The organism is Salinifilum ghardaiensis (genome assembly GCF_054491345.1).
The window spans coordinates 587286-611967 of sequence record NZ_CM137101.1; the positions used below are offsets into that span (position 1 = coordinate 587286).

At 69.5% G+C, this 24682-nt stretch carries 10 protein-coding genes and 1 pseudogene; 5 read left to right on the plus strand and 6 right to left on the minus strand.

The features are described 5' to 3' along the window. Window positions 1–248 precede the first annotated feature (248 nt). The 4 genes from ACVGV0_RS02705 to ACVGV0_RS02720 all read right to left on the minus strand — a co-directional run bounded on the left by ACVGV0_RS02705 (window position 249) and on the right by ACVGV0_RS02720 (window position 16274). Window positions 249–2438, minus strand: coding sequence for a UvrD-helicase domain-containing protein (locus tag ACVGV0_RS02705; RefSeq protein WP_459158269.1), 2190 nt, complete (start codon window positions 2436–2438; stop codon window positions 249–251). Further along, a complete protein-coding gene (locus ACVGV0_RS02710) occupies window positions 2435–8653 on the minus strand; it encodes a DEAD/DEAH box helicase (RefSeq protein ID WP_459158270.1) in 6219 nt (2072 codons plus the stop codon). Before ACVGV0_RS02710 ends, ACVGV0_RS02705 begins: the two co-directional genes overlap by 4 nt. A gap of 99 nt (window positions 8654–8752) precedes the next feature. Further along, window positions 8753–13405, minus strand: a complete 4653-nt coding sequence (locus ACVGV0_RS02715) for an Eco57I restriction-modification methylase domain-containing protein (RefSeq protein WP_459158271.1) — start codon at window positions 13403–13405, stop codon at window positions 8753–8755. 16 nt (window positions 13406–13421) lie between these two features. Further along, a complete protein-coding gene (locus ACVGV0_RS02720; RefSeq protein ID WP_459158272.1) occupies window positions 13422–16274 on the minus strand; it encodes a DEAD/DEAH box helicase in 2853 nt (950 codons plus the stop codon). Window positions 16275–16455: 181 nt separating this feature from the next. On the opposite strand from ACVGV0_RS02720, the gene ACVGV0_RS02725 reads away from it, so the two are divergent. The 3 genes and pseudogenes from ACVGV0_RS02725 to ACVGV0_RS02735 all read left to right on the plus strand — a co-directional run bounded on the left by ACVGV0_RS02725 (window position 16456) and on the right by ACVGV0_RS02735 (window position 19186). Continuing rightward, window positions 16456–18165, plus strand: coding sequence for a serine/threonine-protein kinase (locus tag ACVGV0_RS02725; RefSeq protein WP_459158273.1), 1710 nt, complete (start codon window positions 16456–16458; stop codon window positions 18163–18165). Between the two features lie 21 nt (window positions 18166–18186). Continuing rightward, window positions 18187–18312: pseudogene (locus ACVGV0_RS02730) on the plus strand (hypothetical protein); the annotation flags it as partial. A gap of 73 nt (window positions 18313–18385) precedes the next feature. Then, complete coding sequence (locus ACVGV0_RS02735) at window positions 18386–19186, plus strand: enoyl-CoA hydratase/isomerase family protein (protein WP_459158274.1); 801 nt, start codon at window positions 18386–18388, stop codon at window positions 19184–19186. A 52-nt stretch (window positions 19187–19238) separates the two neighbouring features. Here the strand turns inward: ACVGV0_RS02735 and ACVGV0_RS02740 are convergent, their stop codons facing one another. Next, window positions 19239–20105 carry an SAM-dependent methyltransferase gene (locus ACVGV0_RS02740; protein WP_459158275.1) on the minus strand — a complete coding sequence of 289 codons (867 nt, stop codon included), beginning with the start codon at window positions 20103–20105 and terminating at the stop codon, window positions 19239–19241. A gap of 340 nt (window positions 20106–20445) precedes the next feature. Between ACVGV0_RS02740 and ACVGV0_RS02745 the strand changes: the two genes are divergently transcribed. Next, window positions 20446–21264, plus strand: a complete 819-nt coding sequence (locus ACVGV0_RS02745) for an SAM-dependent methyltransferase (RefSeq protein ID WP_459158276.1) — start codon at window positions 20446–20448, stop codon at window positions 21262–21264. Between the two features lie 158 nt (window positions 21265–21422). Next, window positions 21423–23663: a terpene synthase family protein gene (locus ACVGV0_RS02750; protein ID WP_459158277.1), complete on the plus strand. Its 2241-nt coding sequence runs from the start codon at window positions 21423–21425 to the stop codon at window positions 23661–23663. A gap of 48 nt (window positions 23664–23711) precedes the next feature. On the opposite strand, the gene ACVGV0_RS02755 is transcribed toward ACVGV0_RS02750, so the two are convergent. Next, the gene (locus ACVGV0_RS02755; protein ID WP_459158278.1) at window positions 23712–24404 is read right to left on the minus strand and encodes a type 1 glutamine amidotransferase domain-containing protein; all 693 of its coding nucleotides are present in this window, start codon (window positions 24402–24404) and stop codon (window positions 23712–23714) included. Between the last annotated feature and the right edge of the window lie 278 nt (window positions 24405–24682).

Consider the following 24682-nt stretch of genomic DNA (forward strand, 5'->3'; position numbering starts at 1 on the left):
GTCGAGCACCGAGACTTCCGGCACACCGGGACCTCCGGCGCCGGGCCGGCGGAGCCGAACCCCGGTCCGGAAACCCCGTTCGCGAACCCACGCGGCGGAGCCCCGCAGAGCCGAGCCCAGGCGCCGACGCCCCGACCACCACGCGCGAGTGCCCCGAGCGCGCGTGGTGAGCACCGGCGCCAGCCCTCGCGGACCCGGGCGTGTCCCCGAGCGCCCGGGCCCGCGAGCCTCACCTCGACGAACGGCGTTCATCCCGTCTGCTGGTGTCCCGTGTTCAACAGTTCCGACGGCTCGCCAACCCACGAGATGTACAAGTACTCCCGGGCACGCGATCCCGCGACGTACAACAAGCTCCGTTCGCGCGCCCACGCAGCTTCTCCTTCGTCGCCTTCCAGACGTCGGATCGAGGCCGGTGGAAGCTCCTTCGCACCAGCGCCGCAGAGCGCGATGGCCCGGTACTCGAGCCCCTTGGCGCGGTGCATGGTCATGACGCGCACGTGTTCACCGAGGGTGTTCTCGTTGTCGTTCGCCTTGACCTGCGCCGCGGGGACTCCGGCCGAGTTGAGGTGCTCTGCGAGCTCGCCCGCGCTCTGCTGGTAGCGAGTCACCACCGCCATCTCCCCCCAGGGAATCCCTTCACTCGCCCAGAACCCGAGCTTCTCGACGAGGCCGCTGCGTTCCTTGGCCGTGGTGCTGTGCTTCGCGGTCTCGGGCAGGGGGCCGTCGAATTCCGAGCGAGCGCCGGCGAGCGTTTCGACATCCCCTTCGAGGTCGTCAGCGTTCTGCCCGTACGCAACGCGGATCGACCAGTCCAGAATCTGACGCGATGTCCTGTAGTTCACCGTGAGCCTGCGGGAACGCCCGCGGGTTTCGATGCCGTAGCGGCTCAATACCAGCGGCTTGCCGTAGATGCGCTGATGGGCATCCCCCACGATGAACATGTTGTCCGTGTCGTCAGGGATGAGCGCCTTCAGCAGCCGCCAGTGCGCGGGATGCAAGTCTTGCGACTCGTCGATGATCGCGTGCCTGTACAGCGGGAGCATGGCCCGTCGGGCGCCGCTGTCTTCGACCGGTTGTTCGTGCGGATTCAACTGCTGCGCGACACGCGCAGCTCGCGAGGCGGCCTGAGTGAACGTCATGATCCCCTGGGCGTTGAGCAGTTGGGTGAACCGCTCGAAAACTCCCCACAGGTCGGCACGTTGCGGCCGCGATATGCGCGTCCCGCGGCCGCTTCGGGAGGCTCGCAGGTACTCGGCACGTTCCTCCACCCCTTGCGCCAGCACGACCTGGTTCCATTCGGCCTGGAGGAAACCGGCATCCCACTGCCCCTCGGCGTGCATCCGCGCGTTCTCCCAGGCTTCGGCGATCATGCGGTCGCTGTCGCCGCGAAGGTCAGGACGACCGTTGGTGCCGCCCTCGATGCTGAGAATCCTCGTTGCGAGAGCATCGATGTTGCGCACTTCGACCCGGTTGAAGATCTCCGCGCCGGCCAGCTCCCTGAGCTGTGACTCGATGTTCTGCGCGAGGTTCTTGGTGAACGTGGTGAACAGGACCTTCGCTTCGCTGCCGGTGGTCTCGAGTCGAGTGGCCAGGTGGCGCGCGCGGTGGATCGCCGTGACGGTTTTGCCGGTGCCAGCTCCACCGGTGATGCGCAGTGGTCCGCGCCAACCGTCGTGGTAGGCGAGTTTGCGCTGCAGCGGGTGCAACCACACGCGCCACGCCTTGAAGTCGTCCTCGAGGATGGTGCGCAGTTCCTCGACGTCGCGGCCGCCGGTGAAGCTCAACCGCGAGGATGGCCGCTGGAGCGCCTGCACGACGTCGGACGTGTCGATGTTCTCCTCTTCGGTGGCGATGAGGTCCGACCACACCTCGTCCGGAGTCCGTCCGGCGAGCAGGTCCAGCACGGCACTGCCCTGCACAGTAGGCAGGTTTTCCGCCACGTTGAGGAGCTGGGATTCGTCGGTGATCGCGACGAGGCGCTCCGCGATGTCCTCGTCGATGCCGAACCTCCGCAGGTCCCGAGCGCGCGTCTTCTTCAGCACGGGCGTGGGGCTCTTGCTGCTCGAGGCGGTCTCCGCCTGTTCGACCGCCCGCCCGAGAGAGGCCTCATCGACCGCTTCGAGAGCACCGGTGACCTCGTTCACGCCGAATCGCAGGCGCTGTGCGTAGGTGTAGGCGTCGTCGTGCGGTTTGACCGCGATCAGGACGTACCCGCTGGACTCCGGCAGTTCGATGACCACGGCACGCCAGAAGTCAGTGACCCGGGCCGTTTTGATGCGTTTGTCGGAGACTCCTTCCGGGGTTTTGAGGTCGAGCCCGGGCATGCCGGGGCGCTCCTGGAGCTTCATGAGGAAGTCCAGCACGCGGTTCTTGGTCGACCCTTCCAAGGCGGAGTACGAACTCCTGAACCGCTCGTCCATCACCACATGCGTGCTCATGCGCTCTGCACCCCAAACGTCTTAGCGATCTGCTGCACCAGCTGTTCCTCGTCTTCCTGCCCGGTGTAGACGAACCGGTGCCACCCGTTCTCGTCGAGCCACCGGTCGCGGCTCTCGTCGGCGTCGACCACCACGGCGACGTGCTGTGAAGGCCAGCAGTACTCGACCTGCCAGTCAGCGGAGTCCCCTACCTCGCCGCCGGCCTCCGGATCCGGAACGTTCAGCTCCGCCAGGCGCCTGCCCACTCCGGCCAGGTTTTCGTCGGTGTACTTGAGGACCACGTTCCAACCGGGGTACTGGATGTCCACCGCGGCCGGAGGTTCTGGTGCGCTCGGCAGGGCCAGCGGCAGGACGCGCCCGCGGAAGTGATCCAAGGACTCCCGGGTCCAACATTCAGCCATGCGCAGCGGCATTGTGTGGCCGAAGACGGGTCGCGGCAGGAACTGCAGCAGGTTGCTCCACCGGAGCCAGTCGCGCCACTGCTGGTCGTGCGTGGCACCGCCCACCGCGCTGGGCCGGTCGTCGAGCACCGTCAGCGCACCGAGGCTGTCGGTGCCGTTGTCCTGCATGTTGGTCACCACGGCGAGCGGAAGCCCGGAGCTCCCCGTGCAGGGGGCCAGCGCGATGGAGCCCTTCGCGTGGTTCGCCGGGGTGCCACCGGTCGCCCAGGTATTCAGCGCGGAGGCGAGCTCGTCCGGTGTCGTCATCACCGGCCCTGCGCGCTGGAGGGAGAAGCGCGTCAGGCCGATGCAGGTGTGCGCCGCGGTGTCACCCCAGCACCGCGCTTCCGGATCGCGCAGGTATGTGAGCAGGGCCTGCATCGGGTTGCTCCAGAGGCTCTCCCCGCGGTCGTCCCGGATCCCCTTCCGCGCTTCGCTCGCCAGGCGCGTGTCCACCAGCGCGGGCAGTCCGCTCTTGTAACCGTCCTGCACGCGCGCGAAGTCTTCGACGTCTTCCCAGGTCAGGGACCACACGCGCATGCCGTCCTCGCGGAGCGCGGCGCGCTTGCGCGCGTCGTCGGCCGTGCGCGGAGCTTTGGCCGAGGCGTGGAACGCCTTCCCATCGAGGTAGACGGCGACTTGCGCTTCTTGTGCGTCCTGCCGGGTGAGCAGGAAATCCGGTTCGGTGGTGACCTGGCCCGCGGAGATCTGCACCAGCGGCCGCGCGGTCCACCGCCGCGGCGTGCCGTCGGTTCCGCGCAGCCGGAGGTCGAGCTCTTCGCCCCGGTTGCCGAACGTTCCGGTGCACGACTCGACCCCGTTGTCCACGGCCCGCTTGAGCTGCTCGCGGAAGCGGAGTTCGAGTTCGGAGAGCTGCACCGAGGAGATGTCGATGTCGGTGACGGTGTCGACGGGATGGGTCTGCCAGTCCGCGAGCAGCTCGTCGAGCATGTCCAGCGCCGTTCGCCGGAACGCGTGCGGCACCTCGGGGCGTTCGGCCACGCCGAGCAGGCATCGGTGGCACGCCGACCGCCCTTCCGCGCGACACGGGCACGTGACGAGGGCGTCGTGCGCCTGCTGCAGGATCGCGCGCATGCGTTCGGGATCGCCGAACCTGTCGAGATATCCGGTGCCGCCGGGAACCGTGTCGTGCAGGACGAGGAACCGACGGATGCGTCCGTGCTCATCGGGCATGCGCGCGGTGACGACGTCGAGGTGTTGCGGATCGCCGCCGAAGTCGCGCCGCAGTCCCAGAAGCAGCGCTGTCTTGAACGAGACGAGGCGGGCAGTCACGTGGAACGTGGAGACCGGCAGCAGCAACCGGACCGCCTGCGTGGTGATCTCGTGCGACAGCAGCAGCTCTTCCCACTGCGGTTTCGCGCCGCGCCGCGTGGTGCACCAGCCGCGGTGGCGCACGTTCTCCTCGCTGGTCTGACGCACCACGCCGCAGTGCGCGCAGGCGGGAAAACGCGGTGCCTGCCCGCGCTCGCCGGCGATCGCGAGTTCTGCACCCGGGCGGTCGGAGCGCCCCACGTTGAGCGTGCGGATCGTGGCTTGCCGGGCGTACTCGGCACCGAACGCGCGGTGCTCGTGCCGCCAAGCGTCCGGGATGTGCTTCGGGTCGACGTCGACGCAGGCGATCGTGTCGTACTGCCTGCTGGTGCGATCTTCGGTGTCGTCTTCGATGATCGCTTCGTCGCGCCGGTGCACCGCGGACACGCGGCGCAGTTCGAGCACCTTGTGCACCGCACCCGTGTCGGCGACCGCTGTGGTGTGGCAGCGGGGGCACGACTCCGGTGCCGGTTCGACCTGCTCCGCGCCCCATCCGCACTCGGGGCACAGCCGGGTGCGCTTCCAGTGCGGTTGCCCCACCGGTCCGATCTCGACCGCGTCGATCTCCACCCGGTACCCCTGGGCGTAGAAGACGTTGCCGGGAGCGAACTCGGTCAGCGCGTTCTTGCTGCCCCGCGGATAGGTGTCCTTGCTGGCCTGCAGTTTGCCGTTCTCGTCGTCGGTGGTCCACCACAACGACACGTCCAGTTCGGTGTTGTCGTCGCGCAGGTTGTAGCTGGGCAGCAACGACAGCTCGCCCAGCCCGAGCAGCGTGTCGCGGCTCCAGTCCTGGTCGAGCATGGCGCTGAGCGCCTTCGCCTCCCCGGACCAGCGGCGGCGGTCCTCCTGCTGCGAGTCCTGCAGGTGGCCCTGCTGGTCGAGCTCGTTGATCGCTTCGGTGAGCTCGCCGATGCGCCGCTGCAGTTCCGCCCGGCGTGCGGACCACTCCTCGCGGGCCCGCGCGACCGCGCGGCGCAGGCCCTCGGCGGCGAACTCCCGGACGCTCTGCCGCGCCGCCTCGTCCACTTCTTCCCCGTACAGCTCGAGGAAGCCGGCGGACAGCTCCGCGGCCCGTTCGGTCACCACGTCGACGAACTGCCGCAGCCAGGTGTCCTGCGCGAGCCCGTCCGCGAAGAGCGGGCCGAGCACGCGCGGCCGTTCGCGGCTCATCCGCAGTTCGCCGGAGGCCACGCGGTCCAGGCAGAACGCCAGGTACTGCCGGTGCAGCAGTTCCGTTGCGGAGAGGTACGCCGAAGGCGGTGTGATCTCGCCGTCGATGAGGTTCTTGGGTTCGGACAGGTAGTACAGGTCGCGCGGATTGCTGGGCACCGTGGCGAGGATGAGGGCGTTGCCGGTGGAGCGGCCGGCGCGACCGGCCCGCTGCAGGTAGTTCGCGGGGCTGCGCGGCAGCGAGGCCAAGCCGACGGTGGACAGGTTGCCGATGTCGATGCCCAGTTCCAGCGTGGGCGTGCACGTCAGTACGTTCGGGTCGACCGGCGAATCACCGGAGGCGAAGTCGCGTTCGACCCGTTGGCGCACGCCGTCCTCGAGCAGCGACGTGTGCTCGTGCGTGACGAGGTTGCGCAGCAGCCCGGAACGGTAGAGCTCGCGGTAGAAGTTGTCCCGGCGCACCCGGGCCGCCTCGAGGTGGCCGCTGCAGCCCATCCGCGGACACACCGCCCCGTGCCACAGGTGGTGGGCCGCCGGAGTGGTCGGCTGGATGTGCTGGCACTGCGGGCAGCGCAGCTGGGCAGCCTCGAGGTCGTCATCCCCGAGCGGTGTCAGCGCGATCCGTTCCGGATCGAGCCCGTACACGACGGCGTCCGACTCGGACGTGCGGCGCACCAGCGGTGGCCGCTCTCCCCCGGACAGCTGGCGTACCACCTGCTCGAGCAAGGCCTTCGCCTCCTGCAGCGACACGCCGAGGCACCGGCTGGTCCAGTTGGTCAGCCAGGAATCACCGCGGGGGCGGAGGCTGTCGAACGGGGGCTTCGTCGATGTCGTGAAGAAGATCGGCGCGGGCCGGCCGTAGGGGAACTTCTGCATCCCGGCGGGACTCTCGCCCCAGATGGGCCAGCGCTTCCCGTCGCGGGTGATGTAGGGGTCCAGCCACGGGTGGAGTATGCCGCCGCGGCCGCGCAGCCGGTCGAGCAGCCCGAGCAACCACGTGCGGTACGCGGACTGATCCGGCAGGGACATGCCGCGTTCCGGCAGGTGCTCGTGCGTGTCGCGAGCCAGAGCCGCGTGGTGGTCGAGGTCGAGGTCGTAGTCGACGCCGAGCGCTCCGGTGAGTTCCAACGTGCGCCCCAGCCGCGACCGCAACCCCACCTCGAGCTGGGCCTGGAAGGTCAGGCGGGTGCCGAGCAGGGACCGCCGGCGGCCACCCCGGTCGCGCTTCAGCCACTCGCCGGTGAGGCCGAGGCGGCGGACGAAGTCCGACGGGGCGAGCGCGTAGAGCTCGGCGGTGTCGCTGGCGGCGAGGCGGCGGGTGACCTCCTCGAGGCTGCGCGATTGCGCACCGACGGCGCGGAGCACGGCCGAGCGCAGGTTGAACTGGAAGGCGCGACCTTCGATGAACGCCGCGCGGTGCGCCGCGTCCTGCACCGCGTCGGTGAACACCAGGGTCTTCTTGCCGTCCTCCTCGATGAGGTTCGAACCGAAGACCTGGGTGAGCGCCACGCTGACGAGCGTGGCCACCGAGGAGCCGAGGAACACGATGCTCTCGTCCGATGCGCAGGACGGGCAGCGCTGCGCCTCGGCAGCGTCGGAGTTCGGCGTGATGAGCACCGGCACCCCGCCGTCGACCTCGCGGCAGAACGCCAGCGTCTGCCGGTCGACGTAGGCGATGTTGAAGTCGCGGCTCTCCTCACCGCGCACCGGCAGCAGGGTGCGCACCGACTGGGGCTTGCTGAGTCCGGCCTTCCAGATGTCCTCCGCAGAACCCTCGAGGTCGTCGCCGAGTTCGGTGGCCAGGGTCTGCCACCCGGAGCGCCCGCACACGCGGCAGTAGACGGCCGGCAGGTAGCGCTTCTCGGCTTCCACGGCGCCGTCGTGCCACCAGGCGAACTCGGGCGTCTCGTCGAACGCGCGCAGCATGCGGGTGAGTTCGCGGACCCACAGCTGCACTTCGAGGTTGACCAGGGGGCGTCTGCCTCGCTGTTCGGGGTCCTCGCTCGCGGACAGCAAGGCGAGGAAGGACATCAGCGCTCGTTCGACCTGTTCGGGGTCGTTCTGCTTGGCCACGCCCCACTGCAGGACGCCGGAGTTGGTCACCGCGTCGACCGCTTCGTGCGCGGTGACCGGCCCCGAGCTCAGCGCCTGGATGACGGCCCGGGTGAGGAAGCTGCGCTTGAGCTGACGTCCCAGGGATTTCTGGTCGGGGATCGCGCTGCCGAGGCACTCGTGGGCGAGGGCCTGCCAGGAGTGCGGATCGTCCGCGTGTGGCGCGGGCAACCGCGTGATCGTGTCGACGTCGGGGATCGGCATGGAGAAGTCGATGTCGCCGACGACGTCGGCGGCGTCCAACCGCTGCTCGGTGATCACTGATTCCGGGGGGAACTCGGTGCCGAACACGGTCCGGGCGAAGTCCCGCAGTTCCGTCGACCGAGTGGAACCACCGAGCGTCGCCGAGGTGGCCACCGGGGTGATGCGTCCCAGCGGGCGGCCCGGCTCGGCGACTTTGAGGGTGGCGCCGAGGCGGCGCAGCAGCATCGCCACGTCCGTGCCCTGCGCCCCGTCGTAGGTGTGGAACTCGTCGAGGACGAGGTAGCGCAGGCTGCTGGTGGACTCGGCCCACAGCGGCGCGTCCTCGGAGCGCAGCAGCAGCAGGTCCAGCATCTTGTAGTTGGTCAGCAGGATGTCCGGCGGGTTCTCGCGCATCGTCGGACGGTGGTCGACGAGGTGCTCCCGCGTGGGTTCGGTGTGCTTGCCCTCCCCGCCGATGTACATGCCGGCGGTGACCGCGGACAGACCGGGTTCGTCGTGCAGCAGCTCGGCGAGGCGCCGGGCCTGGTCGGTGACCAGCGCGTTCATCGGGTAGAGGATGACCGCCTTGATCCCGGTCTCGCCGCGGGCGCGGGCCCGGGCGGCGTGGTCGAGCACGGGGTGGAGGAACGACTCGGTCTTGCCGGAGCCCGTGCCGGTGGTGATCAGCGTCGGCTCGGCCGGGCTGTCCCGCGTGGAGAGACGTTCGAAGGCCTGGGCCTGGTGCCGGTGCGGGTGGAACCAGCTCGGCTGCCAGTCCAGCGGTGACTTCCAGTCGCGCGGAGCGGTGTGGAACGGCGTGCGCACCCGCAGGTACGGGCCGCGGAAGATGCCGGTGTTCGCGTTGCCGAGGAAGGATTCGAGCGCTGCTCGGACGTCGTCCTCGGCGAGGGCGAAGGTTGTGGAGAGGTACTCGAGGACGGCGTGTTTCGTCTGCTCCGCCAGCAGTGACGGATACATCGGGGCTCCTTCCTCACGCGGCCGGTGCGGAGGCCACGTCCATGATCATCTCCGATGGGTTCCGGGTAGATCAGCCATATCGCCGCCCTGTGCGCGAGTTCACAGCTGCTCCAGACGTCGTTGGAACTCCTCGTGGGCGGCGCGCATCTCGGCCTCGCGGTCGGCGCGGATCGCCGGGCGCTCCTCGTCGACGGGGAGCTCGTAGCGCTCCAGCAGGTCACCGCAGTCCTCGCCGGCGAGGTAGGCCTGCAGCAGCTTGAAGTCGTCCTTGCGCTGCTTGACCCCGTGGGCGTGGTGCTCCTTGGCGATCGTGCGGCCGAGGTTGTCGAAGTACATGTTGTGCTCGTACTTGCGCAGCACCGCGAACTGCCCGCGATACATCAGGCAGAGCTGGTCCACGGTGAGCCCGAGCATGAGCGCGACGAGCGCGTCGATCTCCACCAACGCAGCGCGTCGCTCGAACTCCGAGCGCAGTGGCGTTTCCCAGGACCACTCGCGCTGCGTCACGCCGAGCTCCGGCCAGTCGTCGAATGCCGGCGTCCAGGAGTCGGTGGCGAAACCGGATTCATAGAGCTCCTCCCACAGCGGTGCGTACTCCCGCGTGAGGCAGTTCAGCCGCAGCGTGCGCAGCAGCAACCACGGGACCGCCGGGTGCTTCAGCGGGGCGGGGAAGCGGTTGATGAGCTCATCGGAGATGTCGGACTTACCGCTGACCTTGACAAGGTAGTCGAGCGGCAGGGACGAGCAGAGCACGTTGATCAGCGCGGTCTGCCGCTGGGTGGTTGCGGCAAGACTGTGCACTGTGTGGACATGTGCTGGGCCCGGTGGTAGTAGTGTACCTGTGAGCGAACGTTCCAATCCGGGCTGGGTCATCCGGCGCCACGCGACTCGATAGTAGTCGGTGTGCGGTCGTCCACCCCAGTGGTCGAGCCCGGCATCGTAGGTCTCGCGATCGGTGGCGCGCTGGTAGTTGGTCCGCGGGATCACTCGTTCCGGCAGCTTTTCGATGTCCCAATCCGAGTAATCGCCTTTGCTTCTGCAGTTCTCATTCGGTTCCTTGCCAAAGGGTGTAGCTATCGAGAAGTGTGGCCCCTGCAGGATGACCTCACTCCAGCTGGGCGGGTATTCCGTGCGCCATTCGATGAAGCCGTCGTCCTTGGCGCTTTTCTCGTGCCAGCCGGAGGACCAGGAATAGGCGATGTCGTGCATCCGCTCACTCTGGGCAGCAAGGGCGGAAAGTGCATCGAGATGATCGTGCGTCACGGGCCGTAGCAAGCGTGCCTGTGCGGCCGGTGTATCCGGTTGGTCAAACAGGGCGGCCCAATCAGCAAGTGTCTGCTCGGAAACGTTCACGAGGCGCGAACGGTGTGGACGGATATCCCAGCCGCCTGCTGGGTATTGGATTCCCGGAACCTCGCCGAATCCGTCGTGGTTTAGAGAACCTTCCAAGGTGTCCGGAACGAGGAGATGTCCCATTTGGAGGAAGTGGATCGTCGTGGATACTCCGTAAATGTGCACGCCGTAAGTAACAGGGTGTCCGACATCTTCGAAGAGTTGTGCTTCGTTGATGAACTGCCAGTGCCGACGGAGCCGGTAGTAGGTTGCCTCGCGGAGCTTTCCTGCCTTTGGGTCGGTGAAGTGGCTCTCCGGGTGGAGCAGTCCGACGACACCGGAGTCGGCCATGGACCTCCAGCTGCGTTCCATGAAGCTCGTGTACAGGTTCGTCTGCACACCGCTCAGCACCGGATGGTCCACCGCGGAGCCGAGATGCTCGTTGAGACCCGCCCACGAGCACAGGTCGCCCAGGTACTGCAGCTGCGCCGTTGCGGAGGACAGCACGTCCGCACGTCGCTGCTGAAACGTCGACTGCGGGATCTTGTCCTCCAGCACGAAGGACGGTTCGAACTCGGCCAGGATCTCGTCGTCGTTCCACGTGGGACGCACCCACGGCGGGTTCCCGAGCTGCACGTCGAACCCACCGCGGTGAAAGACCTGCGCGAAATCGAGCTCCCAGTGGAAGAAGCCCTCCCGCTGCGCGATCTCGCGGACCACGCCGAGCCACGGGTGTTCCAACAGCAGCTCGGTCACGGGGCGCATGCGGTAGAAGTCCTTCTCCAGCTCGTCCACCGCGGCGAGCTCGCGCAGGTCCTCCACGTCCGCGGCGAAGTCGAGCTGGTTCGGGTCGGCGCCCCCGCCCCGCGACTTGGCTTTGCTCTGCTTGGGATCACCCCACACGCCGAGCAATCCCTCCAGCGTGGCGATCCACTCGTCCAGGTCCGGCGGTTCCACTTCCGTCGTCACCGGCCAGAAGAACAGCGCGCACCACGCGTCCATCACCAGCCGCAGCCGCTGGTACAGCTCCTCCGGGTCGGTGATCTTCTGCTCGATCTCCTCGCGTTCGACGGCGCCGTGCACCGGCGGGAGCTCCGCGCCCCACACGTCGATGTTTCGGGAGACTTCGCGCTCGCTGATCTCCAACCGCCGCAGCGTCAGGTGCCACAGCCGCTCCACGCGCCGCGCCAAACTCCGCAGCCGCTCGAGTTGCTTCTGCCCCGGTTTGCGGGTGACGTCCTTGGCCCAGTCCTTGATCCGCTGCACCTGCTCCGGGGCGAGCTCCTTGGCCTGCTTGACGTCCTTGATCGAACCCCACCCGGCTGCGGGCAGCAGGAAGTGGTGGATCTCCCCGTTCGGGACGTCGCCCCCGCTCAACGGCCGGTCCGTTGGTGGCGTGCGCAGCCAGCTCTTCTTCGCTCGCCCCAACGCCACCATGTCGTAGGTCGCCCGCCGCGCACCGATCAGCGAGTTGCCGCGCTTGAGGTGCAGGCCGAACCACGGGGCCTGCAGCCCCGGGTGCATGACGTTCAGCCACAGCGAGACTTCGGCCAGCTCCCGGGCCGTGTCGTTGAGGTCCACGCCGTAGCAGCGGTGCAGCGCCAGGTAGGCCTTCACCTTCTGCAGCTCGCCGCGGTACTCCTCCGGATCGATCTGCTGGTTCAGCTCGACTTGCCGACGCCGCAGGTATTCGGCCGCCAGCTGGTTGAGCGCCTCGTTGAGGAACGCACCGCTGCCCATCGCCGGCTCGCACACCCGGTACTCCAGCAGGTCCTGCGCCGGGGTGTCCTCGGAGAGCAACTCGGCCAGCGAGTGCCGCACCACGCACCGGGTGAGCACCTCGGGGGTGTAGTACGAGGCGCTGCGCTGCCGATCTCGACCGGACAGCCGGTAGACGAACGTCCCCCGCGGGTGGATGACGAAGCTCTTCTCCCCGGTGAGCGGGTCCTCCCGCTTCACCACGTGCTCCTCCGAGTACTCGCCGAGCTTCTCCCGCTTAACCAGCCAGGTCCCCTTGCTCGGGTCCCCGTTCTTGGCCAGCTCCACCAGCTCGCGCTCGGCGATGAAACCGCTGTAGGCCATCAGCCCCTCGTAGACCGCGCCGAGCTGGTTGATGCCCAGCTGCGCGTACGAGACGTACCCGCGCTGACCACCGCTCTTCGAGGGCTTGGACAGCAGCAGCAACGCCAGCACCTGCTGCAGTACCGTGTTGCTCAGGTCGACCTTGTCGATGTGGTGGGCGTAGTCGCGGTCGAACAGGTCCGCCCGCAGCGGTTCGAAGGACAAACCCTCGTCCTGGTCGCCGGCCTGATCTTCCTGGGGCCGGTTGACGAGCGAGAACAGCAGGCGCAGCGAGTCGTGCAGGTGGTGGCCGTCGCGCGAGCGGCCGACCAGCGGCCGCTGGATGAGCTCCCGCAGGCGGTCCAGGCCGTAGCCCGCGTCGTACTCCGGGGCTCCCACCGGCAGGATCCCCAGCTCGGGGCGGGCCTCGGCGTAGAGCAGGAACAGGATCCGGTACAGGAAGCGCAGCGACTGCGTCGTCAACTCGCGCGGCAGGTCCGGATCGCCCTCGACCGCCTCCCCGTTCTCCCGGCGCTTGCGGATCACCTCGTTGGCGATGAGCTCGACCGAGATGCGCAGCCCCTCGCGCAGGTCCTCGCTCACGCCGACCGCGTGCTTGACCGAATCCTCGGTGAACTCCGCCAACCGGCTCGTGCCGTCCTCGGAGGGCAGCAGCACGTCCGCCGAAAGCAGCCCGGCGAGCCAGGCCAGCTCACCGGTGGCCCGGTCGTCCTTGCGGGACAGCGCGGTATCCACGTCGAACGCGAGGTAGCGCCCTTCGGCCCAGCGCTCCACGTCCGAGAGCAGCGCCCAACCCCCCGCGAGCACGAGCACGAACCGCGGTGCGTGCGCGGTGAGGAACAGTTGCTGCACCGCCTTGGCGACCGAGGGGACCTCCTCGACCTTCTCCGGCCCGCTCTGCACCTGCAGCGGTTCGAGCAGCCGCCCCTCGTCGGCGCTGAACAGGTCGTCGACGTCGTCGACCGGCGCGGCCTGCAGCACGTGCAGCGCCTCGCCGTCCGGGCTCTGGCCGCGCGCCAGCAACGGCACCACCACCGGCGTCTCCGACTGCTCCGTGGCCAGTTCCTGCGGTTCCGCGCGGAAACCCAGAGCTTCCAGCAGCACCGCGTGCAATCCCGCGACCGCCTCGTCGAAGCCGTCGTCACCCGGCTTCGGCAAGTTCGCCTTCGCGGTGAGGAATCGGCCGGTGTTCTGCGACAGGCCGCGCAGCGGTGTGGACTTGCCCTGCTCGGCATCCGTGCGCCACCGCTTCGACAGCTCCTTGAGCTTGCCCGGGAAGGCTTCGGAGAACCAGTGCGGGGACAGGAAATCGCCGACGTTGCGGATCGAGTCGTACATCGTGTTGTCCTTCTGCCTACGCGGTGCGGCCAGCGGGCACGATCAGCCCCACGACCCGCACGAACGGTTCTCCGGAGGCCGCGAGCGCATCGATGAGCCGCTCCGTCTCCTCCGTGGTGGAATGCACGGTCGCCTTGCGCTTGTTCGCATCAGCAGCGCGGTCGGCGACGAACAGGGCCTGCTGCTTCCAAGCGTCCACCCGGTCGCGGTGCTCCTGCAGCCGCGCGGTCAGACCGTCCTCCAGCTCGTCGCGGCGCTCGCGGAGATCCGCTTTCGCCGCGGCCACCGCCTGCGGCACCAGGGGTTGGAGCTTCTCCACCCAGTGCTCGACACCGCCCGGGTTCTCCGCCCCCGCCTGCAGGCCGGCTCGCTGCACCACCTCGGCGAGGTCGCCGACGACCGGTTGCTCCGGCAGTCCGGTGATCGCGCCCCAGTGCGTGACCACCGGCTGGCCCAGCTCGTTGGCCCAACTGGCCTGGGTGAGGAACACCGGTACGTCGACCTTCGCCGCCATGACCGGTGCTTGGTCGCGTCCGAAGCGCGCCAACGCGCGGCTGGTCGCCCACTGCAGCACGGGATGCACCGGGGCGAGGTAGCTGACGTCCGGCCACAGCGTGACCCCGTCGGCACGCGCCTTCTGCAGCCGCTGCTCGGCGAAGTGCTTCTGCCCGGAAACGCGGATGCGCTCGGTCACCTCCCGGGCGCGCAAGTAGTCCTCCGGCAGGTCGCGCATCCGCTCGGCCAGGTCCTGCGGCGTGTTGAACGAGAGCCGGTCGGTCTCCTCGTTGCGCTCCACGTCCAGCGCGCGCGTGCGCATGTCGGAGCGTTGCTGGCCCTGCTCGTCCTCGGCCGCGATCATGTTCAACGCTGCGGTGAGGAAGTCGTCCGCATCGGTGAAGAGGGTGCGCCGCTCCGAGGTCGGCACTGCCGGGTCGTCCCGGTGCTCGCCACCGCTCGCGAACAGGTGGGCGAACGGGTGCAGCTGCTCCGGCTCCGGTTCCGGAACCGTGGTGCCCAGGTCCTTGCCCTCCTGCAGGTACTTCATCACCGCGTCCTCCTCGATCTGCTCGTCCCGCAGATTGAGGAGGGCACCGGCATCGCCCAGGGCCTGGTTCGCGGCGTGCTCCTTGGCCAGCAGCTTCGTGACCACCCGCAGATCGCTGTCGGTCTCCGAGTCCTCAGCGGTCAGGGCCAGCGCCGTGATCTGCGGGGAGAACTGCTGCATGTAGCGGTCGATGCGGCCGTTGCGCTGCTGGATGCGGATGAAGCTCCACGGCAGGTCGTAGTGCACCAGCTGGTGGCACTGCTTGTGCAGGTTGATGCCCTCGGAGGCCATGTCGCTGGCCAGCAGCACCCGGATCGGGCTCGAGGCCAGTTCGAAGCTTTCCTGGACGCGTTGCACCTCGGCGTCCGACAGCTGCGCGTGCAGCAGGTCCACCGCCTCCTGCGGCAGGTCCAACCGCTCGACCAGTTCGGCACGCAGCCACCGGAGGGTGTCGATGCGCTCCGAGAAGACGACCACTCGTGTGCCCGACCCCCGCGCGATGCCGATCTCGGTGAGGTGCTCGACCAGCGCGTCGAGCTTCGCCGGGCCGCGTTTCTGCGCGGCCTCGTTCAGCGCGTCGAGCCGTTGCAGGGCGGTGACCTCCTCCTGGCCCTCCGCGCGACCGCTCAGCGCGCTCAACCGCCGCTCGATGCTGGAGTGCAGCGCCACGGGAGAGGAGAGGAAAGCTTTGAACAGCGTCCACGGGAACAGCGTGCTGCCCCGGCCGGTGGCAGGCGCACGGCCGGAGGTCGGACGCAGCCAGACGTCGCGCAGCTCGTCGAGGACCGCCTGTTCTTCGGCGGTCGGCGTCACCGCGACGACCCGTGGTTCTTCCCGCGGTTTCCAGTTGGCCTCGACCGCGTGCGCCACGTCCGAGGAGTTGCGGTGCCGGCGCACGTAGAGGTGCTCGATATCTGCGGCCCGGTAGTCCTTGGGGTCGGCGATCGCCGTGGGGTCCAGCAGGTTGATCAACTCGGCGAAGGACTCGGGCTCCCCGTTGTGCGGCGTGGCACTGGCCAGGATCAACGCGTCGCTCTGCTGCGCCAGCAGTCGGGCCAGCTGGTTGTTCTGGGTGCCGCGGTTGATCAGGTTGTGGCACTCGTCGATCACCACCGCGTCCCAGTGCTGTCCGGCCAGGTGGTGGCGGTAGCGGGCGGGGTTCTTCAGCGTGTCGATCGAGACGATCGCGCGGCGGTAGTAGCTGAACGGGTTCCGCGAGGCCGGCAACGTGCGCCGCACCTTCTGGATGCCCTCCGAATCGAGGCGCACGAGCGGGATCGCGTAGCGCGTCCACATCTCCCGCTGGAACTGCTCCAGCACCGCCCGCGGCGTGACCACGAGTATCCGCTCCCCGCGGCCGCGCTGGATCAGCTCGGTGAGCGTGATGCCGATCTCCAGGGTTTTGCCGAGACCGACGGCGTCGCCGATGAGGATGCGCGGACGCAGGTTCGACAACGTCTGGTGGGCAGGACGCAGCTGGTACTGCATCTCGTTGGCCAAACCGTGGTGGCCGGAAACGATCGTCGTGTCCGTGACCGGCGTGACGCTCTGCCGCAGCAGCGACTCCAACCACAGGCGGGAGTTGCGGAACTGCGAGCTCGTGTCGCCGACCAGCCTCGTCTCGTTCGGGTCCAGTACCTGGACCTGGTCCAAGTGCGTGAAGAACACCGCGTCCTGGTCCCGGACGAGCTCCGAAGTGCCCGTGACCTCGAGCCGCTGATCGCCGTTCCCCAGTGAGCGCGTCGCGCGGACCAGCCATTCCTCGTCGCGCACCACGATCTGCGATCCGACTGGAATGTCCGGTTTATTGTCCTTGCCTGTCACTTGAACAAGACTAACGACCTCGGGTGGGCGGGAGCACTGGGTGGTCACTGCCGACTACGAGGAGTGGCGATCGTTGTTGATCCTCGTGCGCGATCATCCCGATCATCCGTGATGAGGTTGATTTTCCGGGGAACCGATCGTGGTAGATCTGGCAGGAAGCGGACGTGAGTGTGGAGCCCCGGTGGCGCAGCGCAAAGTGATCAACGACAGGTACGACTTGCGGCCTCTGACCGACGCGCAGGGCGCGATGGGGGAGGTGTGGGTCGGCCGCGACGCGAAGCTCGACCGCGAGGTCGCCGTCAAGTTCGTGCGCTTCCAGGACGGCGTTCCTGCGGACGAGCTGGTCAAGCGATTCGTCCGGGAGTCGCGCATCACCGCGCGACTGCAGCATCCCGGGGTTCCCGCGATCTTCGACGTCGGGACCGAGGACGGGCGGCCGTACCTCGTGATGCAACGCGTTCACGGGGTCAGCCTGCGGAACGTGCTCGCCCGTCGTGATCGCCTGCCGATCGGCTGGTCCTGCGCGATCGCGGCGCAGGTGTGCTCCGTGCTGGCCGCAGCGCACTCCGCCTCGCTCGTGCACCGCGATCTCAAACCGGCCAACCTCATGCTGGAAGCCGACGGCACCGTGAAAGTGCTGGACTTCGGTCTGGCCGTCGCGTTGAGCATGACCGAGGGCAGTCAGATCACGCGGACCGGGCAGCACATCGGGACCCCCATCTACATGGCCCCCGAACAGGTCCTCGCGGCCATGGGCAGCCCCCAGACCGATCTGTACGCGCTGGGGTGCACGCTCCACGAGATGCTCACCGGCACGCAGGTGTTCACCGGCAACACCGCCTTCGCCGTGATGCAGCAGCACGTGGACAGCACACCCGAGCCGGTGCGCAATCTGCGTCCTGAGGTTCCGGCCGAGGTAGCGGAGTTGCTCGGCGAGCTGTTGCGGAAGAAGCCCGAGGAGCGTCCCGCATCCGCAACTGAGACGTATCACCGCTTGCTTCCCCACGTCGCCGGTCTCGGTGCGCTGCCCGAGGTGGTGGACGAACCGTCGAGGCAGAGCCCGCAGCGGATGTACGCCGAGGTGCTCAGCAGGGCCTTCACCGGCGTGGGCGCTTCTGGCGGACCAGAACGCTCGAGGCCGGATGCTGTTCCGAGTGCTCCGCACCCGGCCGCTGAGAGCGCGGCTCCGGAAGCGGTGTCCGCAGCAGATCGGGCGGGCGCTTCCGTGCGGGAGCATCCCGTCAGCGAGCCGACCCGCGCGGGCGGGGCCGAAGGGAAGGGGCCAGCTGTTCCTGCGCGCGATCTCCGCGAGGGGGAGAGCGAAGCCAGTCCGCTGACACGCACACGCATCGACGACGTCCGGGCGATCGCCGCCGAGCTGGCTGACCAAGCTCGGTACCAGGAGGCTGCCGTCGCGCTGTGGGACGTGGTGCAACGCTCCCGAGACGTCTTCAGCGCGTTCGACCCCGACGTGATCAGCGCGCGGGTGGAATATGCCAACGTCCTCTTCGAAGGTGGGGACTACCGCGCGGCCACGCCGGTCTACGAGGAACTCGCCGCGGACCTGGCCGAGCGGGATGGCCCCACCGCTGAGCTGGTGTTCCGCTGTCGAGCCCAGTACGTCCAGTGCCAGGCGGCGATGGGCGTCACGTCCGCAGCTCTGGAGCGCGCGCAGCAGCTGGTTGCCGACGAACTCCAGGCGTACGGCCGTCGGGATCCGCGCACGATGGAGCTGCGCCGACAGATCGGGGTTTGGCAGCTCGGCACAGGTCGGCACGCGGAGGCGCGCGCAACGTTCGAAGCTCTCCAGCAAGACGTGCACCGGGAGTTCGGCGAGCAGCACCCCATGGCAGCCAAGGTCCGCGACCTGCTCTCTGACATCCCCACGTGAGCAGCGTCCCGGACCTACGCTGAACTGGGCGCACGCGTCGACGGCCTGGTCGCGGGACTGGTCCGCGCCGGCGTGCGGCCGGGCGATGTCGTCCTGCACCAGCTGCACAACGGCCCCGAGTTCGCGCACCTGCACCTGGCGACCCAGCGGTGCGGCGCGCACGGGCCGGCACCGAGTACGCGCGGGGAATGTTCGAAACCGCCTGAGGAGGACCGACGCGATGGACTACGCCGACTACGAGCAGCTGACCTTCGAACGGCGCGAGCACGGCGTGCTGGTGATCACGATCAACCGGCCGGAGAAGTACAACGCGGCCGACGAGGTGATGCACTCGGAACTGGCGCGCGTGTGGCGCGACGTCTCCGCCGACCCCGGCACGCGGGTCGCCGTGATCACCGGCGCGGGCAAGGCGTTCTCCGCGGGCGGCGACCTGGACATGGTCGAGCGCATGGCCGGGGACCACGAGCGGGTCTCGCACATGCTGTCCGAGATGAGCGACCTCGTCTACAACATCGTCAACTGCGAGAAGCCGGTCGTCTCGGCCATCAACGGGGTGGCCGTCGGCGCCGGGCTGGTCGTCGCGCTGCTCGCGGACATCTCGATCTGCGCCGAGGAGGCCAAGCTCGGCGACGGCCACGTGCAGCTCGGCGTGGCCGCGGGCGACCACGCGGCCATCATCTGGCCGCTGCTGGCCGGCATGGCCAAGGCGCGCTACTACCTGCTCACCGGTGAGATGCTCAGCGGCGCGGAAGCCGAACGCATCGGCCTGGTGAGCGCTGCACCGCCCGCCGAGCACGTGCTCGAGCGCGCCCTGAGCACGGCCGACACGCTGGCCACCGGTTCGCAGCCCGCCGTGCGCTGGACCAAGCGCGCGCTGAACAACTGGCTCAAGACCGCCGGACCGATCTTCGACCAGTCCGCCGCGTACGAGATGCTCGGGTTCATGGGGCCGGACGTGACCGAAGGCGTCGCCGCGCTGCGGGAGAAGCGCGCCCCGCAGTTCCCCTCGGCCCGGGGGTGAGCCCGCGCGGTGCGGTCGCGTCGAGCGCGGCCACCCCACCCGGTGGGCAGCCTCACACCTTCTCGGCGAGGACGCAGCGCTCGATCTCCGAGACGGGCATCTCGCGGCCGGACGGGCGGAGGTAGCGCTCGGTGAACTCGCGCGGGCCGGCCTGCTCCACCTCGCGCCAGCCGTACTCGGCGAGGAAACCCGCGACCTGCTCGGGGGCCAGGCCGAAGTGCCACAGCCGGCGCTTGACGACCACGTCCCGGTGCAGCGCGTGCGCGCCGTGCAGCGCGGTGCCGTCGAGGAAGTCGCGGAGCACGTGGGTGAACACCAGCCGGCTGCCGGGACCCGCGTGCTCCAGGAACTCGAACGTGCTGCGCACGGCGTCCTCGGTGAGGTACTGGGTCACCGCCTCGGCGACGAAGAACGTCCGCCCGCCGCTGCGGAAGTGCGAGGCGGCCAGCACCTCGTCCAGGTGCTGGGTGGCGAAGTCGATCGGCACGAGGTGCACGTTGCCGGGCACCGCACCGAAGATCCGCAGCAGCCGCCGCCGCTTGGCGGCGATGTTCTCCGGCAGGTCCACCTCGAACACCGGCGTGCCCGCCAGCAGCGGCAGGCGGTAGGCGAGCGTGTCGAACCCGCCTCCCAGCAGGACCAACGCGTCGACCCCCTCGTCCGCGGCGCGCAGCAGCGCGTCGGTGACGTAGCGCTTGCGGCACAGGAAGCTCGCCCAACCGCCCGGCATGCCGCGTTCGACCCCGGCGGTCATCAACCGCCGCAGCGGCCGCGGGCGCACGAGCCGCACGAGCAGCCGCAGCCCGGTCGGCAGCATCCGGTGCGCGAGTTCGTCGCGGTGCAGCGGGCGCGGGTCGGCCTGGTCGATCGCGACGACCGCCATCGGCCCCCGCGCCGTCCGCGCGGCATCCTTCGGCATGCCCCGTTCCTACCGCAGGTGCAGGCGGTGCGTGAGGTGGCGCCGCCCCGGGCGCGGTGCCGGCCCGCGCCCGCGTCGAGGAGCTGCTGTCCGACGCGCTCGAGGGCGGGATCCGGTCCGGACGCGGGTTCGGCCGCACCGCCGGACGGGACGGCGTTCCCGAGGGGGGCGGGGCGGTGGTCGACCGCGAGGCGCTGGAGGTGCTCGTGCGGCCGTGGGTCCGGCGGGGCCGGCCAGGCTCCCGGGGCGGACCGGGCCGGAATCGTCCACCCGGTTGTGTCACACCCGGTCGAGTGTTGATCATGGATGCGGACGTGGTGCGGCAACACCGGGGAGCGTGATGGACGGGGCGGAGCGGCCGCGGTCGATGGACCTGCGCGCGGACGTGGCGCACTCGGCGCGGATCTACGACGCCGTGCTCGGCGGGAAGGACAACTACGCCGCGGACAGGGACGCCGCGGAGGCCATGCTGCGGGAGTGGCCCGCCCTGGCCGTGCACATGCGCGCCAACCGGGAGTTCATGCACCGCGCCGCGCGGTACCTGGCCGGGGAGTGCGGGGTGCGGCAGTTCGTCGACATCGGCACGGGCATCCCGACGAGCCCGAACCTGCACGAGGTGGCCCAGCGGGCCCGCCCGGACGCCCGCGTGGTCTACGTGGACAACGACCCGATCGTGCTCGCGCACTCGCGCGCGCTGATGGCCAGCACCCCGCAGGGCGCGACCGCGTACGTGGAAGCCGACATGCGCGATCCGGACGCCGTGCTCACCTCCCCGCAGCTGCGCGGCACGCTGGACCTGGGCGAGCCCGTGGCGCTGTGCGTCATCGCGATCGTGCACTTCCTGCTGGACGCCGACGACGCCGTCGGCATCGTGCGGCGGCTGCTCGACCCGCTGCCGCCGGGCAGCTACCTGGCCACGTCGATCGGCACCGCCGACTTCGCGCCGGAGGAGGTGGGCCGCGTCGCCCGCGAGTACGCCGCCCGGGACATGCCGATGCGGCTGCGCACGGCCGAGGAGGCGGGAGCGTTCTTCGACGGGCTCGAACTCGTCGAGCCCGGCCTGGTGCAGGTGCACCACTGGCGCCCCGAACCGGGCGCGGCCGGGGAGGTCGCCGACGAGGACGTGGCGATGTACGGCGCGGTGGCGCGCAAGCCCTGAGCCCGGCCGCTCAACCTCGCGTCACCTGGTCGTCCCAGCGGTTGATCACCCGATGAGGGAACGAACACCGCTCCGTCAGGCGTATCGGCGTGGTGCGCGCGGTTGCCAGAGTCATCTCCCGACCGCACTTCGGACCTCGGTTGCAGAGATGAGGCGCCATGGACGCTTTCGAGCTGCCCGACTTCTACTTGCCGCACCCCGCGCGGATCAATCCGCACTGCGAGCGCGCCCGGCGGCACAGCACCGACTGGGCCCGGCGGACGGGCATGCTGGACGCGGAGAAACCCGGCGGTGGCCGGGTGTGGGACGAGGCCGCGCTGTCCGAGATGGACTACGCGCTGATGTGCGCCTACACCCACCCGGACTGCGACGGGCCGATGCTCGACCTGATCACCGACTGGTACGTGTGGGTGTTCTTCTTCGACGACGACTTCCTCGAGCGTTTCAAGCACACGCGCGACCGCGCCGGCGCGAAGTCCTACTTGGACCGCCTCGACCTGTTCATGCCCGTCGGCGAGGAGCAGCGGCCCGAACCGGAGAACCCGGCCGAGGCCGGGCTGGACGACCTGTGGCAGCGCACCGCGCCGATGATGTCGCAGCAGTGGCAGCGGCGGTTCCGCACCAGCACGCACGAGCTCATGGTCGAATCGCTGTGGGAGCTCGACAACATCGACCGCGGGCGGATCGCCAACCCCGTCGAGTTCGTCCAGATGCGGCGGAAGGTCGGCGGCGCGCCGTGGTCGGCGAACCTCGTCGAGTGCGCCGCGCGCGCCGAGATCCCGGAGGACCTGGTGGGCACGCGCCCGGTGAAGGTGCTCTCGGACACGTTCGCCGACGCCGTGCACCTGCGCAACGACCTGTTCTCCTACCAGCGCGAAGTCCGCGAGGAGGGGGAGAACTCCAACGCGGTGCTCGTGTTCGAACGGTTCTTCGACTGCTCTGCGCAGGAAGCCGCCGAGCGGGTGAACGACCTGCTCACCTCGCGGCTGCAGCAGTTCGAGGACACCGCGCTGGGCGAAGTTCCCGCGCTGCTCACCGAGCACGGCGCCCCGCCCGAGGTGCACTTGCGCGTGGGCAACTACGTCAAGGGCCTGCAGGACTGGCAGGCCGGCGGGCACGAGTGGCACGCGACGTCGAGCCGCTACATGAACGGCAACACCCGGTCCCGGACCCCGAACCTGGCACCGACCGGTTTCGGCACCGAGGCCAGCCGGTTGCCGTTCGCCTCGCTGGAACCGGGCGTGCGCGGCAGGATCCGGCAGCGTTCCCACGTGCCGTTCACCCCCGCCGGGCCGCTGGAACTGCCCGAGATCCCCATGCCGCACCGCTTCCGGGTGAGCCCGCACCTGGAGCCGGCGCGCGAACGCGAGGTCGAATGGGCCCGCGACATGGGCTTCTTCGAATCACTGCCCGGGGCGGACCGCGGCGGGGTCTGGGACGAGGAGCGGCTGCGCGCGATCGACCTGCCGCACTGCGCGTCGATGATCCACGCCGACGCGGACGCCGAGCAGCTGTTCCTGTCCTCGGACTGGCTGACGTGGGGGACGTTCGGCGACGACTACTACCCGGTGGCGTTCGGGGCGACGCGCAACCTGGCCGCGGCCAAGCACCTCACCGACCGGCTGCCGGCCTTCATGCCGCTGGACGTGGGCGGGACCCCGGAGCCGGTGCACCCGCTGGAACGCGGGCTCGCCGACCTGTGGCGGCGCTCCGCGGCACCGATGGAGCGATCCGGTCGGCAACGCCTGCGGCAGGCGGTGGAGGCGATGACCACCAGCTGGCTGTGGGAGCTGGAGAACCAGCTGCACAACCGCATCCCCGATCCCGTCGACTACATCGAGATGCGGCGGCGCACCTTCGGCTCGGACATGACGATGAGCCTCGCCCGGCTGGCGCAGGAGCAGGCGGTCCCGCCGGAGGTCTTCCGCACGCGCGTGTTCCACGAGATGGACACGGCGGTGCAGGACTACGCCTGCCTCGTCAACGACCTGTTCTCCTACCAGAAGGAGGTCGAGTTCGAGGGCGAGGTGCACAACCTCGTGCTCGTGGTGGAGAACTTCCTCGGGACCGACCGGGGGACGGCCCGCGACGTCGTCGTCGACCTGCTCACCTCGCGGCTGCGGCAGTTCGAGCACATCCTCGCCCACGACCTGCCGGCGCTGTGCGACGAGCGCGGGCTCGACGACACCGCGCGGACGGGCGTCGAGCGCTACGTCGCTGGGCACTGGGACTGGATGGCCGGGATCCTCGAGTGGCACCGGCAGTGCGCCCGCTACCGCGAGGAGGAGCTGCGGCGACCGCGCGGCGCCGGGACGGCGGTGCCCTGGACCGGTGGACCGACGGGCCTGGGCACGGAGAGCGCGCGAGTCCTCCCACCGCGCGCCCCCGTGCAGGGGTGAGGCCCGAGCGGGTGTGCGGCCCGGCCGGGCTCCGCGCAGGCCCGGCGCTCAGCCGAGCGCCTTGAGCACCTCGTCGGCCAGCGGGCCGGACGACGCCGGGTTCTGCCCCGTGCGGAGGTTGCGGTCCACGACCACGTTCGGCGTCCACGGCTCGGCCTCGGAGAACTGCACGCCCAGCTCGACCAGCCGGTCCTGCAGCAGCCACCGGGCCTTGTCGGCGAGGCCGGCCTGCGACTCCTCGGCGTTGGTGAAGCCGGTGACGCGGTAGCCGGCGAACGGCGACGTGCCGCCGTCCTCGGTGGCCAGCAGCGCGGCCGGGGCGTGGCAGACCACGGCGAGCGGTTTGCCGGACTCCAAGGTGGACGTGAGCAGCGCGGCCGAGTCGCGGTTGACCGCGAGGTCCTCCATCGGCCCGTGCCCGCCCGGGTAGAACACGGCCGCGTAGTCGTCCACGTCGGCGGTCGCGAGATCGATCGGGTTGCGCAGCTCCACCGCCGAGTCGAGCACGGCGGCGACGTGCTGGGCGCCTTCGCGGCCGCCGTTGACCTCCGGCGACAGGCTGGACTGGTCCACGACCGGCCGCACCCCGCCGGGCGTGGCCACGGTGATCTCGTGCCCGGCCGAGGTGAACCGCTCGTGCGGAGCGGTGAACTCCTCGGCCCAGAAACCGGTCGGGTGCTGCGTCCCGTCGGCCAACGTCCAGTGGTCGGCGCCGGTCATGACGAACAGGATCTTTGCCATCGTCCACCCACTTTCCGCGAACGGCCTCCCCGCGGGAGGCGCGAGCATCGGGCCGGCGGTCGCTCCGCCGGCGCTGCCGCCGTCGACGGTAGGCACACCGCCGTTCGAACGCCAACGGCACCACCACGGCCGATAGACGAGCTGACGCCTCCGGGGCGACCTGTCCGGGGCCCCGTTGACCTCGGTCTGCTGCGGACGTTCCTCGCCGTGCACCGCGCCGGCTCGTTCACCGCCGCCGCGCGCTTGTGGGGCGTGGCACAGCCCATCAACACCGGTTT